Origin of the sequence: Proteiniphilum saccharofermentans (assembly GCF_900095135.1) — a bacterium.
GTDB classification, from domain to species: domain Bacteria; phylum Bacteroidota; class Bacteroidia; order Bacteroidales; family Dysgonomonadaceae; genus Proteiniphilum; species Proteiniphilum saccharofermentans.
This window is the reverse complement of sequence record NZ_LT605205.1, coordinates 3,605,232-3,622,329: the sequence shown is the minus strand read 5'-3', so window position 1 is coordinate 3,622,329 and position 17,098 is coordinate 3,605,232. Positions and strand designations below refer to the sequence as shown.

At 48.4% G+C, this 17,098-nt stretch carries 11 protein-coding genes; 3 read left to right on the top strand and 8 right to left on the bottom strand.

The features are described 5' to 3' along the window. Positions 1-2: 2 nt before the first annotated feature. The 8 genes from asnB to nrfH form a co-directional block, all read right to left on the bottom strand. On the bottom strand, positions 3-1,688 hold the full coding sequence (gene asnB, locus PSM36_RS14075) for an asparagine synthase B (RefSeq protein WP_076931450.1): 1,686 nt from the start codon (positions 1,686-1,688) through the stop codon (positions 3-5). 35 nt (positions 1,689-1,723) lie between these two features. Continuing rightward, positions 1,724-3,196: a glutamate synthase subunit beta gene (locus PSM36_RS14070; RefSeq protein ID WP_076931449.1), complete on the bottom strand. Its 1,473-nt coding sequence runs from the start codon at positions 3,194-3,196 to the stop codon at positions 1,724-1,726. Positions 3,197-3,396: 200 nt separating this feature from the next. Then, positions 3,397-7,929, bottom strand: a complete 4,533-nt coding sequence (gene gltB / locus PSM36_RS14065; protein ID WP_076931448.1) for a glutamate synthase large subunit — start codon at positions 7,927-7,929, stop codon at positions 3,397-3,399. Between the two features lie 95 nt (positions 7,930-8,024). After that, entirely contained in the window at positions 8,025-10,220 is a 2,196-nt protein-coding gene (locus tag PSM36_RS14060) for a glutamine synthetase III family protein (protein WP_076931447.1), read from the bottom strand. A gap of 384 nt (positions 10,221-10,604) precedes the next feature. After that, entirely contained in the window at positions 10,605-11,393 is a 789-nt protein-coding gene (gene ccsA, locus PSM36_RS14055; RefSeq protein WP_076931446.1) for a cytochrome c biogenesis protein CcsA, read from the bottom strand. A gap of 52 nt (positions 11,394-11,445) precedes the next feature. Beyond that, entirely contained in the window at positions 11,446-12,720 is a 1,275-nt protein-coding gene (locus PSM36_RS14050) for a cytochrome c biogenesis protein ResB (protein ID WP_083711073.1), read from the bottom strand. A gap of 182 nt (positions 12,721-12,902) precedes the next feature. Then, a complete protein-coding gene (nrfA, locus tag PSM36_RS14045; RefSeq protein ID WP_026327182.1) occupies positions 12,903-14,399 on the bottom strand; it encodes an ammonia-forming cytochrome c nitrite reductase in 1,497 nt (498 codons plus the stop codon). Positions 14,400-14,530: 131 nt separating this feature from the next. After that, a complete protein-coding gene (gene nrfH, locus PSM36_RS14040; protein ID WP_019538853.1) occupies positions 14,531-15,127 on the bottom strand; it encodes a cytochrome c nitrite reductase small subunit in 597 nt (198 codons plus the stop codon). Between the two features lie 204 nt (positions 15,128-15,331). On the opposite strand from nrfH, the gene PSM36_RS14035 reads away from it, so the two are divergent. From PSM36_RS14035 to PSM36_RS17805, 3 genes are all read left to right on the top strand, one after another. Beyond that, positions 15,332-16,018, top strand: a complete 687-nt coding sequence (locus PSM36_RS14035; protein WP_076931445.1) for a Crp/Fnr family transcriptional regulator — start codon at positions 15,332-15,334, stop codon at positions 16,016-16,018. Positions 16,019-16,126: 108 nt separating this feature from the next. Continuing rightward, positions 16,127-16,783, top strand: coding sequence for an HAD family hydrolase (locus PSM36_RS14030; protein WP_083711072.1), 657 nt, complete (start codon positions 16,127-16,129; stop codon positions 16,781-16,783). 186 nt (positions 16,784-16,969) lie between these two features. Next, a complete protein-coding gene (locus PSM36_RS17805) occupies positions 16,970-17,098 on the top strand; it encodes a hypothetical protein (RefSeq protein ID WP_262503447.1) in 129 nt (42 codons plus the stop codon).

Here is a 17,098-nt window from a genome sequence, read left to right as displayed (position 1 = left end):
TCTTACTGATCAATATACGTCTGCTGATACCCATGCTCATGTACCTGGCCGACCGCTCTTCCTGAGGGGTCGGCATTTTTCTTGAATTGTTCGTCCCATTCCAGAGCGACCGGTGTGCTGCATGCTACCGACGGGACGGACGGAACGCACCGGGCGGCGCTGTCCGACGGGAACAGTTCGGAGTAGATGCAGCGGTACATATATTCTTCTTTTGTTAATGGCGGATTGATGGGAAAGCGATGATGTACATTGGCCATCTGTTCGTCCGTTACCTCATGTGCTGCTATCTCTTTTAAAGTATCGATCCAGCCATATCCAACACCATCGGAGAACTGCTCTTTCTGCCGCCAGGTCACTTCTTCAGGCAGATAATTCTGAAATGCCTGACGAAGGATATGTTTTTCAATCTTACCGTTCCCTGCCATTTTGTCTTTCGGATTGAGGCGCATGGCTATATCTATAAATTCTTTGTCGAGGAAGGGTACACGCCCTTCCACTCCCCACGATGCCAGCGATTTATTGGCCCGCAGGCAGTCGTACTGGTGCAGTTTACTCAATTTCCGGACAGTCTCCTTATGGAATTCTTCAGCATTGGGGGCTTTGTGGAAATAAAGATATCCTCCGAAGATCTCGTCGGCACCCTCGCCGGAAAGCACCATCTTTACTCCCATCGATTTAATAAAACGTGCAATGAGGTACATCGGCGTACTCGCGCGGACTGTCGTCACGTCATAGGTCTCGATATGGTAGATCACATCGCGAATAGCATCAATCCCTTCCTGAATAGTGTAATTTATTTCATGATGGACCGACCCGATATGGTTTGCCACTTTTCTGGCGGCCGCCAGGTCGGGTGATCCTTCCAGTCCGATGGCAAAAGAGTGTAGTTGCGGCCACCAGGCATCCTCGCTGTTGTCAGTTTCCACCCGTTTAGCAGAGAATTTTTTAGCGATGGCGGAGATGATGGAGGAGTCCAGTCCTCCTGAAAGCAATACCCCGTAAGGCACATCGCTCATCATCTGGCGTTGAACGGCATCTTCCAACGCCTGTTTAAGAAGTTGTACATCGGAAACATTCTCTTTCACATTATCATATTCCGTCCACTCACGGGAGTACCACTGCCGGAACTGGTTATCACTACTGTAAAAGTAATGTCCGGGAGGAAATTCTTCAATACTATTGCAGTACCCTTCCAGTGCTTTTAGTTCTGATGCCACATAATAGGCTCCATCCTGATCCCATCCCTGATAAAGAGGGATGATACCGATGTGATCCCTTCCAATAAGGAAAGCATCCTTTTCGATGTCGTACAAGGCAAAGGCAAAGATGCCGTTCAGGTCATCCAGAAAACCGGTTCCCTTGTCCCGGTACAGCGCAAGGATCACTTCACAATCGGATTGGGTAAGGAAATCATACTTGCCCTCATATTGCTTCCGGATCTCACGGTGGTTGTATATCTCACCGTTTACAGCCAGCACTAATTTACCGTCTTTGCTGTAAAGAGGCTGATTGCCTGATGCGGGATCGATGATCGAGAGGCGTTCGTGCGCCATGACCGCTTTGTCGGAGGAGAAGATACCCGACCAGTCAGGCCCGCGGTGGCGTAATTTCCGTGACATTTTCAGTAATTGCGGACGTAACTCTTCTTCGGATTTTTTTATATTAAATGTGCAAACTATTCCACACATGTTATTTCTTGTTTTTGGTGATTGAATAATGGATATTATCGCGATAAAAGGGAGGCTGCCGGTGATATGGAAAACAGACTGTTCTCTTGCGGCATAAGCATTTTATGAATATTCTCCGCCGTTTTTCTGCCCGATGCGATGGCTTTCACTACAAGGCTGGCGCCCATCACGGCATCACCGGTGGCGAAAACTTTATCAACAGAGCTAAGGTGTTGCTTGTCGACTGCCACATTCCCCCGGACATCGTAATTGACGCCTAATTCATTCAGTAAACCTTCCTGTACCGGGTGGACAAAGCCGAGTGCCAGCAATACCAGATCGGCTTTCAATACCTCCTTTTTACCGGTCGGTACCATACTGAAACGGCCGTTGCTGTCTTTTTCCCAACTCACCTCTTCTACCAATGCCTCTTTTACTTGTCCGTTTTCTCCGCTGAACTTCAATGTGTTCAATTGCCAACGCCGCTCACAACCCTCCTCATGCGATGACGAGGTCTTTAACACCTGTGGATAGGGACTTGGCCACGGAGTCGCCGGATTATGTCCCACGGGTGGTTTGGGCATAATCTCGATCTGCGTCACGCTTAAAGCATCCTGTCGTATCGATGTACCCACGCAGTCGGAGCCGGTATCGCCCCCACCGATCACCAGCACATGCTTCCCTTTGGCCGATATTTGTTCGGCAGTATCGGGCTCTTCTTTCTGCAGGATACGGATCTGTTGTGAAAGGAAATCCATGGCAAAGTGGATCCCTTTCAGGTCACGTCCTTCAGGTGTGATATTTCTTGGTTGTCCGGCACCGACAGCCAGACAAATGGCATCGTACTCCTTCATGATCTCTGCCCCGGAGATATCTTTCCCTACCTCTGTATTGGTTCTGAATTCAATACCTTCTTCAATCAGCAGTGCCAGTCGGCGGTCGATCACCTGTTTGGCCAGTTTGAAGTTAGGAATGCCATATCTGAGCAGTCCGCCCGGGCTGTGATCCTTCTCGAAGACGGTGACAGAATGTCCTTTCCGGTTCAGTTGCTGGGCAGCAGCCAGTCCAGCCGGACCGGAGCCGATAACAGCTACTTTCTTGCCAGTCCTCCGCTTCGGCGGATGGGCTTTGATCATCCCTTCCCTGAACGCTACTTCGGTGACAGAAGCTTCATTCTCACGGATGGTGACCGGCGCCTCGTGCAGCGCCAGTACGCATGATTTTTCGCAGGGGGCGGGACAAACCCGGCCGGTAAATTCGGGGAAGTTATTGGTCTCCTGTAACACGTCCACCCCCTTTTTCCATTCGCCTTTATAAATATGATCCTGCCATTCGGGCATTTTGTTGCCAAGAGGACAAGCCCAGTGGCAGAACGGGATACCGCAGTCCATACAGCGTGCTGCCTGCAACTTACGGTCTTCCCTGTTGAGGGTCTGTTCTACCTCGCTGTAGTCATATATTCTGTCGCTTACGGGACGATAACCGGCATCTTTCCTGGGTATCGTCATAAATGCTTTTGGATTTCCCATGTTCTTTTTTTGTTTGATAATGCAATTAAATCATCCGACTACCGATGTTGTGTGACCCATTTTAACTCACATGAGCTAAAAGAGTAGAACTCGCTTCGCTTCAAACAGCTCCTCTTTTAACGCTCCATGCGAGTTATGGGTGCCCCGCACAACATCTAAAGGTCTCCGGTTTAATTGCATACATTTTGTCGAATATCCTGTTAATAGTCTCTTTCGACTACGGCGATTTTTTGGTTCAATGCCGCCATCTTCTTTTCCTGGAGTACTTTCTTGTACTCAATAGGTACTACTTTGATGAATTTAGTCGCATAAAAATCCCAGTTATCGAGAATACGTTTGGCTATTTCGCTGTTAGTATACTGGCTGTGTTTGGATATGAGGTTTTTCAATTCCCTAACGTCCGACATCTCTTCCAATAGCGTCAGTTCCACCATTTCCATATTGCAGTAAAAGTCGAAATCACCTTTTTCGTCCAGGACATAGGCAATACCGCCGCTCATGCCGGCCGCGAAATTCCTCCCGGTGCTGCCGAGCACGACCGTACATCCGCCGGTCATGTATTCGCAGCAATGGTCACCGGCTCCCTCCACCACAGCGGTGGCCCCTGAGTTCCTTACACAGAAACGCTCACCGGCGATACCGCTGATGAATACTTCACCTGAAGTAGCTCCATAGAGTGATGTGTTACCACAGATGATGTTCTCCTCCGATTTGAAGTTGCTGCCTTTGGCCGGTGCTACGATAATACGTCCTCCCGACAAACCTTTACCCAGGTAATCGTTACAGTCGCCATGAAGGTAGAAAGTAACCCCGCCTGCCAGGAATGCGCCGAAGCTCTGGCCGGCTGATCCTTCAAAATAGGCTGAAATAGTGTGTTCCGGCAACCCTTTTTGTCCGTACCGCGCTGCAATAGTGCCCGACAGCATGGCGCCCACCGCCCTGTCGGTATTTTTTATGGCTGCCTTGATGCCGACCGACTGTTGATGTTCGATGGCCGGAAGGGCTTCGGAGATCAGCATGCGATCCAATACATCATCGATCTTGTGATGCTGGGTAGTCGTCCTCCTGATAGGCAGAAGGTTTGCTTCTTTCGGGAAGTAGATGATCTTTGCCAGATCGATCTTTTCGGTCTTGGGCAGCTCCGGATAATGTTTGCGTTGGAGCAGGTCGGACCGGCCGATCACTTCATCGAGTGACCTGAATCCCATTTCTGCCAGTTGTTCCCGGGTATCCTCTGCCAGGAAGCGGAAGAAGTTGACGAGGTACTCATGTCGTCCCACGAACCTTCTCCGTAGTTCTTCGTTTTGGGTGGCAACACCCACCGGACAGGTATTGAGATGGCATTTGCGCATCATTACGCATCCCAGTACGATCAGCGCGCTGGTGGCAAAACCGAACTCTTCGGCACCGAGCAGTGCAGCCATTATAATGTCGCGTCCGGTTTTCAGTTGCCCGTCGGTCTGCAATGTGACCACTCCCCGTAAATTATTCGCTACCAATGTCTGTTGCGTTTCCGCCAGGCCGATCTCTAACGGTAATCCCGCGTGTTTGATGGAACTGGCGGGACTCGCGCCGGTGCCTCCTTCCGCGCCGCTGATCACAATCAGGTCGGCTTTGGCTTTCGCCACGCCGGCAGCAATCGTGCCGACACCGCTTTCCGACACCAGCTTCACACTGATCTTCGCGTTCGGGTTCACGTTCTTGAGGTCGAAGATAAGTTGCGCCAGGTCTTCAATGGAGTAAATATCGTGATGGGGCGGGGGAGAGATCAGGGTGATGCCGGGAATGGAGTGTCGTGTCCGGGCGATGATCTCGTCCACCTTGAATCCGGGTAACTGTCCCCCTTCACCCGGTTTTGCCCCCTGGGCGATCTTGATCTGCAGTTCATCGGCATTGACGAGATATTCCGTGGTGACTCCAAACCGGCCGGAAGCGATCTGTTTGATGGCGCTCCGGCGTGACAGGCCGTCGGTCTGCGGGTGGAACCGTTCGGGATCTTCACCCCCCTCACCGGTATTGCTGCGTCCGCCGATAATATTCATCGCGATCGCCATCGCTTCATGCGCTTCCTTACTGATGGAGCCATACGACATAGCGCCGGTACAGAATCGCTTCATAATGTTCTCTGCAGGTTCTACTTCGGAAATATCGATAGGATTGCGTGTATAATCAAGCAGGTCGCGGATAAAAGCCGGCTTCTCTTTATTGTCTGCCAGCGCGGTATACTCCTTGAATACAGCGTAATTGTTCGTCCGGGTGGCTATCTGTAACCTGGCGATAGTTTCCGGATTCCAGGCGTGGTACACTCCATCGTTCCTGTAGGCATAATTCCCGAGATTTTGAAGATGAAACGGTTCACTGTCGTCGTTGTAAAATGCTTCGAGGAACGGTTGCAGCACCTCATGGGCGACATCCTCCATGTCGATCCCTTCAATTTTTGATGAGGTACCTTTAAAATAGCTGTCCAACAGGAAGGATGAGATACCAATCGCTTCGAAGATATGCGCGCCGCGATAACTCCGCAGGGTAGAATTACCCATTTTGGAAAGTACTTTCAGTAATCCCTTATTGACCGATTTGATATAGTTTTTCTTTGCCGTAGCGAGATCGAGCGCAATCTCTCCCGATTTTATCTTCTCCGAAAGGATAGCAAAAATCAGGTAAGGATTGATGGCATTGGCGCCAAATCCGAATAACAGGGCGAAATGCATTACTTCGCGTGGTTCGGCGCTCTCCACTACAATGTCGATCTGCATCCGTTTGCGTTTCTCCACCAGATAGTGGTGTACGGCTGATGTGGCGAGCAGGGAAGGGATAGGTGCATGTTCCGCATCCACACCTCTGTCGCTCAATACGATATAATTTTTACCTTCATCGATCGCTTTTTCGACGGAGAGACACATCTGTTCCAGTGCTCTGCGCATGCCTTCTGCACCACTTTTCGGATCGAACAGCATAGGGATAATGGCAGAGGAGAATCCCTTGTACCGCAGGTTCAACAGGATGTCAAACTGGGTATTGGTCAGGATCGGGCTTTTTACCTTCACGATGCCCGATAGTGCGGGTATATCTTTGAGGAGATTTTGGTGTACGGCACCCAGGTAGCCGGTCAGCGACATCACCAGTTCCTCCCGGATCGGGTCAATGGGGGGATTGGTCACTTGTGCGAACTGCTGTCGGAAATAGTTGAACAGCCGTTGCGGCTTATCGGACAGTGCCGCCAGCGTCACATCGTTGCCCATGGATGAAACGGGTTCCTTCCCTTCCAATGCCATGGGTTTGATCAGTACTTCGAGATCCTCCACCGAATAGCCAAATGCTTTCAGCAGGGTTTCGTAGTTCCCGACATTGTTGTTCACGCTTCGTCCCGAAGAGATATCATCCAGCTTGAGGCAGTTCCTGCTCAACCATTCACGGTAGGGAAATGCGTTTGCCAATGTCTCTTTCAATTCTGCATCGGAATAGATGGTACCGGTCAGCGTATCGATCATCATCATCTTTCCCGGCTTCAACCGTCCCATCTGTTTGATATCGGATGGCTCGAAAGCGAGGGTACCTGTCTCGGATGCCATGATCATGATACCGCTGTGGGTAATGGTATATCGTGCCGGTCGTAATCCGTTGCGATCAAGCATTCCGCCTGCGTAACGCCCGTCGCTGAAAATAAGCGTGGCCGGTCCGTCCCACGGCTCCATCAGCATGCTGTGGTATTCATAGAACGCTTTCACCCCGTCGGGGATAGGATTCTTCTCGTTAAAACTTTCCGGAACCAGCATTGCCATAGCGTGCGGAAGCGATTTTCCGGACATCACCAGGAACTCCAGCACGTTGTCGACAGAGGCGCTGTCGCTCATATTGGGTTGCACTACGGGATAGAGCTCTTCCATATCAGGGAAGAGATCCGATTGCAGTACACTTTCACGGCTCTGCATCCATTGGCGGTTACCGCGGATAGTATTGATCTCGCCGTTATGCGCCAGCATCCGGAACGGTTGCGCCAGATCCCAAGTGGGGAATGTGTTGGTGCTGAACCGGGAATGTACCAGTGCGATCCGGCTGGTGAAATTGGGGTTGGTGAGATCCGGGAAGTACTGACGAAGCTGTATCGACGACAACATCCCTTTATAGATCATCTGCCGGGTGGAAAGGCTTACTATGTAAAAGCTTCGCTCTTCTGCAATCTCAGTGCTGTAGATACTTTTCTCCACTCTTTTTCGCAGGATATAGAGTTTTCTCTCCAGTTCATCGGGCGAAAAATGGCCGGAAACGAACAGCTGTTTGATCACCGGTTCATTGGCAAGGGCGATCTCTCCCAGGCAACCGCTGTTGACAGGTACATCACGGATAAAGAAAAGCGAAAGATCTTCTTCATAGGCTTTCTCTTTAATAACGGAGAGGCAATATTCTCTCTTTTCGTTTTCCCGTGGCAGGAAGACGAGTCCTGTACCGTACCGCCCTTCCGTCGGAACTGCAATTCCCTGCAGAAGGATGAACTCATGCGGGATCTGTACCAGTATTCCTGCACCGTCACCGGTGATGTTGTCGGCGCTTTCGGCACCCCGGTGCACCATATTTTCCAGCACTTGCAGCCCTTTCTCCACAATGTCGTGAGATTTCTCTCCCGTCAATGTCATCGCGAGGCCGACGCCGCAGGCATCATGTTCGTTCTGAAACGAGTAGAGCGACTCTTTTTCGAATTGCCGGAGATTTTTGAATATATTTTGCTGTCCCATTTTGCGTCTTTTTTAATTTTGAGCCAAAAAAATAGCAGATAATCACTTACCTGCTATTCAAATAAATGTGAAAATTACATTTGAAGTTGTGAGGCTTAACTTATGAATAACAGTTCTCTATATTTCGGCAGTGTCCACATCTGATTATCCACGATCAGTTCCAGTTTGTCTACATGATAGCGGATCACATTGAAATAGACCTCCACCTTGTCGTGGTAAGCTACGGCTTTCTCGCGGGCATCCTCCAGTTTATTGGCCGCTTTCCGGGCTTCCACCATATCGTCTACATTCGTTTTTATCGCCGAAATATGGTCTGCGATCGCTTCGATAAGCGCCGCATCTTCTTTCGACAGCCTATTGGCTTTCTCCTTGTCGAAGACGGCATGCATTTTATATATATTGTCGAGCAGCATCGACTGGTATTCGGTGGCGACCGGGATGATATGGTTCATGCAGAGGTCACCCAACACACGTGCTTCTATCTGTATCTTTTTTGTGTAAGTCTCCCATTTCACCTCGTTGCGTGCATGGAGCTCTTTTTCATTCAACACGCCGATGCTTTCGAACATCTCTACTGATTCTTTTGAAGTATATCTGTCAAAGATCACGGGAACGCTGGTTTCGCAGTCGAGTCCGCGCTTTTTGGCCTCTTCTTTCCATTCGTCGCTGTAGTTGTTACCGTTGAAACGGATGGGTTTCGACTCCTTGATGTAAAGGCGGAGTGTATCGAAGATAGCCTGTTCTTTTTTCATTCCTTTTTTCATCTTCACGTCGATCTCTTTCTTGAAGTCGATCAACTGGGCAGCCATCACTGCGTTCAGCGCAGTCATTGCCGATGAGCAGTTGGCCAATGAGCCGACAGCCCTGTATTCGAACCGGTTGCCCGTAAAGGCAAACGGTGACGTACGGTTCCTGTCGGTATTGTCGATCAGCACTTCGGGTATGTGGGCAATCCCTAATTTCATCTGTTTAAGTTCGTCCACGGTGATGTCGTCATCTTCGGAACTCTGTTCCAGTTTATCGAGCACGGATGAAATCTCTGTCCCGAGGAAGATGGAGATGATGGCGGGCGGCGCTTCGTTGGCTCCCAGTCGGTGCGCATTGCTGGCCGACATGATGGAGGCTTTCAGCAAGCCATTGTGTTTATATACTGCCATCAGCGTGTTCACCAGGAAAGTGACGAACAGCAGGTTCTCATTGGCAGTCTTTCCGGGGGTGAAAAGGCCGATACCGGTATCTGTGCCTAATGACCAGTTATTGTGCTTGCCCGACCCGTTTACGCCGGCAAACGGCTTTTCGTGCAACAGCAGTTTAAAGTGATGTTTGGCGGCAATCCTGTGCATCAGCGTCATGACCAGCAGGTTCTGGTCAACTGCCAGATTGGTTTCACCATAGATAGGCGCCAGCTCGAACTGGTTGGGTGCTACCTCATTGTGGCGGGTCTTTAACGGAATGCCGTACTTGTAGGCCTCCAGTTCCACCTCACGCATGAAAGCAGCTACACGCGGAGGGATTGCTCCGAAGTAGTGGTCTTCCAACTGCTGGTTTTTGGCGCTCTCATGCCCCATAAGTGTACGTTCGGTGAGGCTGAGGTCGGGCCGGGCGGCATATAGTGCCTGGTCCACCAGGAAATACTCCTGTTCCCATCCGAGGTATGAGTAGACCTTTTTTACATCCGGGTGGAACAGTTTACAGACCTCCACTGCTGCCTTGTCGACCGCCGAAAGCGATTTTAATAGCGGTGTCTTGTAGTCCAGCGCCTCTCCCGTATAGGAGATAAAAACGGTCGGAATACACAACGTGTCGTCAATAATAAAAGCGGGCGAAGAAGGATCCCATGCGGTATATCCCCTTGCCTCGAAAGTATTGCGGATACCGCCGCTGGGGAAACTCGACGCATCGGGTTCCTGTTGTGCCAGCAGTTTGCCGGAAAATCTCTCGATAATGCCTCCGTCAGGGCCGTTTATATAGTCAATAAAAGAGTCATGTTTCTCGGCAGTACCTTCGGTAAGCGGCTGGAACCAGTGAGTATAATGGGTGGCACCCATCTCCATGGCCCACATTTTCATGCCGGCCGCCACGTGATCGGCAATCCCCCGGTGTAACGTGGTGCCCCGGTCGATCGCTTCCAGTACGATGTTCATTGTCTCTTTGGAGAGATATTTGGACATCTGTGTCCTGTTGAACACATATTTGCCATAATACTCGGAAGGAAGTTGTGTCGGGGGCGTCACTTCTATAGGCGTTCTCTTCGATGCTTCTTCTACTGCTTTAAAACGTAATGTTGACATAATAGAACTAAATTTGATAAATGGAGGCTTTTACGCCCGTAATTTTATATTTGAGTAAACAATCTGCTGCAAAAATAATCAATTTGTTTGACAATCCAAATAAAAACGATAAAAAAGTTATATTTTTCGATAAAAATTAACTTTATGATTGTTTTGTTGATATTTCTGTATCAAAAATACACAAATGATACAGTCCTGAATTCCACTTTCATATTGAATGACAGAAATTCATTGCAAAAGTAACCATTTTGAAAATGAAATAGCTGTTTTTAAGGAAATTCTCTTATAGGAACAATGAAAATAAAATATTCCAACAAAAATACCCGTTTTCCGAGGATTTAACGACGGAAACGGGTATTGTAATAGGTTCTTAAGCCGCCTGTTTTATGATGAATAGGTGTGAATACTTTGCTGTGCTGACGGGAGGTAGTTGACACCGTACCAGCAAACCTGCAACAGGATAAATGCAATGATCAGTAAGATCATCGAGGTTTTATCCGATGAACTTTTCTTCAAACGGTAATGGATATAAAGCAGGTATCCTATCCAGGTGGCGGCTGCCCAAGTCTCTTTCGGATCCCAGCTCCAGTAATGCCCCCAGGCTATTTTCGCCCAGATGGCCCCTATCAGCATGCCCAGCGTAATACAGGCGATACCGGCGTAGACCAGACTGTCGGTCATTTCCATCAGGTGAGCTTTGTTGTTGATCTTCTTTTCCCTGACCAGATAGTAGATGGCGACCAGTGTTGCGGCGCCCAGGATGGCATAAGAGAACATATAGATAATAACGTGTGGTGCGAACCAGGGGCTTTGCAGCGCCGGCATAAGTACTTTGTTATGGATATCGGGCTTTACGATATTCACAATGATAAAGACCGTGGAGAGTACAGTGGTGAAAGAGAGTATCCATTTGTAGTTCCACCGAAGATAGGTGAGCAATCCGGCTACGGGCAGGAAAAAGGAATACCAGAGGCGTGTTTCACCCATGGTGCGTAGGGGCGGACGTTCAAGCGACATCCACAATCCGGCGATGAAGATTGAGAATACAATCAAGCCCAATGTGGTTAGCAATGCCGGCCACAACTTACGCTTACTTCCATAGGCAAGGGCTGCACCGCTGCCCCAAAGCACCACGGCACTTATTGCGAAATATATAAATGAATCCCAGGTCATAATTTGTATCACTAATTTCAGACAGTCGTTCTGTTTTCTCCTCCCCTCCCTGTCATATAGTCCTTTTTTTAGGTCCGGCAATAAACAGGAAGAGCGCTCCGGCCAAAAGCATGAAAATGCCTGTGTAGACCGCTTTCAACCAGGGGTCACGTACCAGTTCAAAGACGGATGTGTCGGAATATTTACCTTTCGTGTCGTCATAGCTGTACTGGTAGATCATCCAGTCTTCAACCTGTAACGGTTTGTTGACTTCGATCACCGCTTCTTTTGTAATTCCGCTTTCGGTAAAGGCGGTCACATGCGAACTGTATTTTTTTACCTCCTGCACCGGCATAGCCACACTTGTTTCTTCATCGATTTGTAAAAAGATGTGGGGAAAGAGGTAGCTGCCGTTACTGACCCATCCCTCTATGGGCTGTGCCAGGCCGGGTTTGTCCGCTTTTACCTTGATGGCGGTGGTGGCTCCTTCCATCATCATAGGAACCACATTCATAAAAGTGGAATCCCTGAAGATGGCCGCGTGCGGCAGGTAGTCCGTTATTTCGAGGGTGACACCTGCCAATTGGGTAGCTTTACCTATCCCTTCAAACATATAACTTTCGGGGCGGGAGGCGGGCAACATCTTTCCCGTTCCGTTTTCGATGATGACCAGTTTCGGTTCATACTCCTCTATCATAAAAGTATCTAACTGGATGGCTAAAGGCAGTTCCTTTATTTCACCCGTTTTCAGGTTCCCGCGCCATTCTACCTGTCCTTCCTGGATGGTCATGGTGAGCCGTTCCATATCTGCACTGCCCAATATTCCACCTAAAAGGGCGATAAACAGTCCGAGATGGTTCAGGTAAAAGCCGATTTCACGCCAGGTATGTTTCCGGGTTGTTCTCCTTAATGTGGTAAGTCCGAGGATGCTCAGATTGTAAAAACAGAGCAATACGAACGGCCATGAAGTCGTCATCTGGTACCAACCGAGAGAAGTGAAAGGGTGGGGAGGTAATTGTCCTTTTTCCGTACCGGCAGCAAACTGGGGGAGAATCCCCAAGATCATGGCAAGTATGAGTAGGATGACTAATGCCGGGATGGTGGCATATACACTTGACAGCCATCTGACCACCCGGCTTTTCCCGGACAGGAAATGAACAGCGAGAAGCCCTGCAACGAACAGGGCTCCGACAATAGTGTTAACGGGGGAAGCAAAAAGGGCGGTCTCGATATTTCCGGCGGCAAATTGCAGGAGTATTCCTGATAACAGGACACCTGCCGCCACGATAAAACCTTCCGCATACCCCCATGGGTGGTCCCAAATCTTACGGGAAGTATTTTTATTCATTATATTTATAAGTCGTATTAATTGCAACTAAATCAATTGGCTGACGATATTTTGTGACCCATTTCATCACTTATGAGCTAAAAGAGTAGAAGTCGCTTCGCTAACTACTCTTTTTATGCTCATCGCGAGATATGGGTCCCCACAAAACATCTATAGGCCTCTGCTTTAGTTGCAAAAGAGCCTCAGTTCAAACTCACCAGGCGGTTGTTTGCTCTTGCCGTCTCAAGCCATTGGGGAACGATAGTCTCCTGGAATTTCTGCTTGTTGGCTCTTTCCTTGTCCATATCGAGTCCTATATAGGCTTGTGCCTTCTCTTTCGTGGAGATGTCAGGCAGGGGTACATTACCCGTGAAGCCGAGTTCAGCCAGTACTTTGGAGATTTCGAACCGGGCTTTGTGTGCACGGTCCAACCCCATGGAGAGGATACGCTGGAATTCCACCGGGGAGTGGAATGATCCGCCGTGAGAAGCAACTGCGTAATCCCAGCGCCATTGCGCCTGACGGATCAGTTGAAGGGCATTATGCATTTGTGTTTCAGAAGCACCTTTCTCCCATGCGAATTGGGCTTCCAAGTGTGCTTTTGAGAGTTCCTCCTCCACTAAGTTCCGGATCTGGTTTGCGCTACGCTGCCTTTCATAGACGGCATTCCTGAGATCTTCTTCCGACTCCCTGTGGCACACCTGGCAGGTATTGCTGATATTGGCAAGGGGGCTGATTACATGGTGGTCGCTGTATTTTATGCCGCCCTCGGAAATATAGGGCATATGGCAATCGGCACATGATACGCCGCGCTGGGCGTGTATTCCTGTCTTATAGATTTCGTAATCGGGATGTTGTGCCTTGATGATGGGGGCTTTACTCAGCGCGTGCGTGTAATCGGCGAACCCTATACTGTCATAATACTGTTCTGCTCCTTCCATGCTGGTGCCATTGTGCCAAGGGAAGATGAGGTATTTGCCTTCGGGAGTGAAATAATATTCCACATGGCATTGTGCACAAGCCAGTGAGCGCATATCCTGATGGGTGGCTTCCCTGATATCCATACCCATGTTCTCGAAACCTTCTATCAGTGCAGGGCGGCTGATTTTCAGATCCATGGTTTCCGCATCATGGCAATCGGCACAACCTATAGGATTGACCACCTCGTGTCCCCAGTGTGCCCAACTCTCTTTGTAGAATTCGGCAATTCCCACCGAATCCATCAGTCGGGGTACATCGGGACTTTTACAGGTCCAGCAAGTAGCCGGTTGCGGACCTTCGTCGGGTGTCATAGGTGCGCCGGTGCGCAGTGTGTGATGCACATCCGCGACTGCGTGCTTGTGGCCTCTCGGTGTACTATAGTCTTTTGCAAAAGCATAACCGGCCCAAAGGATCACCATTTCAGGGCGTTCTGCAAGTACATCCACCGCACTGCTTCCGTTAAACTCACTTTGGAAAGTGGTATCGGCAGTTTCAGCCCAGGTTTCATATTGACGCGGATAATTCACCGCGAATATTTCACTTCTCGACTCAATGCCTGTGATCTCCACTTTTCTGTTGTTCATCACGCTTGCTATCTCGGCTCTTCGCTGTGTGATGGAAGCCGCCAGCATTCCCAGCAGGAATACCACTCCCAGGGTAGAGAAAAATAGTAACCACCCTACCCACGGTTTCATCTTGTTATCGTTTTTGCTCTTCATACTTATATGAAATTACCAATTATCAATTACTAATTACCAATTTTATAGAAATTCAAGATTCATTATTCTTGACTTCTTCACTTTTAACTATTCACATTGGCACATCATCACATCAATAAATCAACACATCGTCAATCCTTCTTCATCATATTGTGCAGCCAATCCGGGACATTGCTTTTCGGCATCGGTACCCGTGCATTGGGTGTTGATGAGAGCGATCGGCTGCGTGTGTGGGGGACATCCCTGTGGCAGTCCCAGCAGGTACTCCCACCCATTTCCTTGGTGTCCTTGAAACCCATACGCCCTGTTTTTATAAACTCGGTATTGAGTTGCGTGTGGCAACGGATGCAGTTATCCATGATTACCTGAGAACTTGCCTCGATGGCCTGGATAGCCTGGTCCTCACCACGTATTGTGAAAATGGCTGAATGGCGTAATCCGTCGACCGCCTTGAAATAGTATCCTTTCAGCTTGTTGTCCTGCGGTACGTGGCAATCGTTGCAAGTAGCGTTTCGTCCGTGAGAACTGTGCATCCAGGTGGCGTAGTAGGGACCCATGATATGGCAGTTCACGCAGGTGGCGGGGTCATCGGAAAGATAGCTGTATGCCCGTGACGTGAAGAAGGTATAGATAAACAGACCCACGAAGGCACCACTAATGATGAAGGCCGGATATCTCCATCCTCCGCGCGGCCGAATTTCGTTCCAGAAGTTTCTAAGTTTGCCCATGGTCGCACTTATTAAAGATATTCACTAACAAAGAAAGAGATAATATTCCCAAAAAAGTGTAATAATTATGACAATTGAAGAAAAAAAGCTATATTCGGGATTCAATTACATTAGACTATTTCTATACTCGGCATAGATAAAACAAGTTTTACCTCTGCTCTCGCTTAACGAAATAGTTCAATTACATTAGACTATTTATACAATATGGAAGGACGACACTTTGATAACCATCATACCGGAATGATCTTTCAATGCCCGTTGTGCAATTCTGTGCCGGAAGATCAGCGTGAAGATTTTATGCGGGACGTACGCTTTTCTGTAAAAAACTATCAGAAAGGCGATGTGATCGTTACTCAAGGGACCCTTTATGAGTCGCTCTATATCCTGATCAGGGGAGAGATCGTGACGGAGATGGCTGATGAAAAGGGCGATTTCATGAAGGTGGCGCATATCAGCGCACCCAATCCGTTGGCTACGGGTTTCCTGTTTGCTACCAATAACCGGTCGCCCGTCTCCGCAATATGTAAAATGCCTTGCACGGCAGTAGTCATTCCCAAAGAGAATGTCTATTTCCTGATGAGGAAGTATGAATCGTTTATGCTGGCTTTTCTATCCTATATTTCCAACAGGGTTTCATCCCTTTCCGAAAAATTGAGGCTTGTCTCATTGCGTACCATCCGTGCAAAGCTGGCCTATTACCTGTTGAAAGAGTCGGCCGGCAAACCATTGTTCCGGTTGAAAGCCTCCAAGGAGGAGATTGCCCGCCTTTTCAGTGTTTCACGTCCCGCATTGGTAAAAGTGATGATGGAGATGGCTGCGGATGGTATTATTGAAGTGGACCGGAGGGATATCCTTATCAAAGACAGGATAGCGCTGCAAAAAATGTTTTAAAGAATTGGGCGGTTACCCTTGGGGATTTACCCGGAAAACGGCCATCGTCGGATGGGAGGCTGCAAAAAAAATAAAACAAAACGGAACAATTATACTCACTGATAACTGATGAAAATGAATTTTGAAGCTGTAATTTTTGATCTTGACGGTACATTGGTGGATTCTATCGAAGATATCGCTGAGTCGATGAACAGGGTATTGTCCGAAAACCATTTTCCCGTGCATTCGTTGGCTGCATATAAAACTTTTGTGGGAAGGGGGCTCTTGAATCTTACCCGTGTATCACTGCCTGAGACTGCACAAGACGAAAAAACAGTCGTAGCGTGTTATAACCGGATGCTGGAAGTATATAATGATTATTGTACTGAAAAGACAAAACCCTACGAGGGGATCATACCATTGCTGGATGAACTGAAATCGCGTGAACTGAAACTCGCTGTTTTTTCGAACAAAGCGGATAAATTCACCAAAAAGATCGTGCAGACGTTGATGCCCGGTTACTTCGATATCGTAGTCGGAATGACGACAGAAGATCTCAAAAAACCAAATCCTGCATGTGCGTTGGAAATAAGCGAACATTTCGGAGTGCGCCCTGAAAACATCGTTTATCTGGGAGATACCGGGATCGATATGCAGACAGCTCGCAATGCGGAAATGTATGGAATAGGGGTGCTTTGGGGGTTCAGGACAAAAGAGGAACTGGTCTCTGCCGGGGCTGAAGCCATATTGAGCCATCCTCTGGATTTGATTGGATTACGATTATAAACTATCCGTTGTTGATTACCTGTTTTTGCCTTAGTCAATATAATGTCTGTTCAATCAAAATGTAATTTTTATTGTTCTTGTTTAAGTTTCTCCCGGCATATATATTTTTTCATCTTCGAAACAATTGCAGTGGAAAATACTATTTGCTGATTTTTAGTAAATTTGTATACAGCAATCATATTTAATATGGATATTGTTCAATTAAAAGGGAAAGACAAGCAGCTTTATTCTTTGGTGGCACACCTTGTAATGGATGAGGAGGTGATCGGTTACAATCTGAACTATCCCTATAAGACATCGTCCGATTATGTATAG

What these genes read in the sequence shown, in the direction of transcription:
- asnB (WP_076931450.1), bottom strand. Translation starts at nt 1,688, where the DNA reads ATGTGTGGAATAGTTTGCACATTTAATATAAAAAAATCCGAAGAAGAG.
- PSM36_RS14070 (WP_076931449.1), bottom strand. Translation starts at nt 3,196, where the DNA reads ATGGGAAATCCAAAAGCATTTATGACGATACCCAGGAAAGATGCCGGT.
- gltB (WP_076931448.1), bottom strand. Translation starts at nt 7,929, where the DNA reads ATGGGACAGCAAAATATATTCAAAAATCTCCGGCAATTCGAAAAAGAG.
- PSM36_RS14060 (WP_076931447.1), bottom strand. Translation starts at nt 10,220, where the DNA reads ATGTCAACATTACGTTTTAAAGCAGTAGAAGAAGCATCGAAGAGAACG.
- ccsA (WP_076931446.1), bottom strand. Translation starts at nt 11,393, where the DNA reads ATGACCTGGGATTCATTTATATATTTCGCAATAAGTGCCGTGGTGCTT.
- PSM36_RS14050 (WP_083711073.1), bottom strand. Translation starts at nt 12,720, where the DNA reads ATGAATAAAAATACTTCCCGTAAGATTTGGGACCACCCATGGGGGTAT.
- nrfA (WP_026327182.1), bottom strand. Translation starts at nt 14,399, where the DNA reads ATGAAGAGCAAAAACGATAACAAGATGAAACCGTGGGTAGGGTGGTTA.
- nrfH (WP_019538853.1), bottom strand. Translation starts at nt 15,127, where the DNA reads ATGGGCAAACTTAGAAACTTCTGGAACGAAATTCGGCCGCGCGGAGGA.
- PSM36_RS14035 (WP_076931445.1), top strand. Translation starts at nt 15,332, where the DNA reads ATGGAAGGACGACACTTTGATAACCATCATACCGGAATGATCTTTCAA.
- PSM36_RS14030 (WP_083711072.1), top strand. Translation starts at nt 16,127, where the DNA reads ATGAAAATGAATTTTGAAGCTGTAATTTTTGATCTTGACGGTACATTG.
- PSM36_RS17805 (WP_262503447.1), top strand. Translation starts at nt 16,970, where the DNA reads ATGGATATTGTTCAATTAAAAGGGAAAGACAAGCAGCTTTATTCTTTG.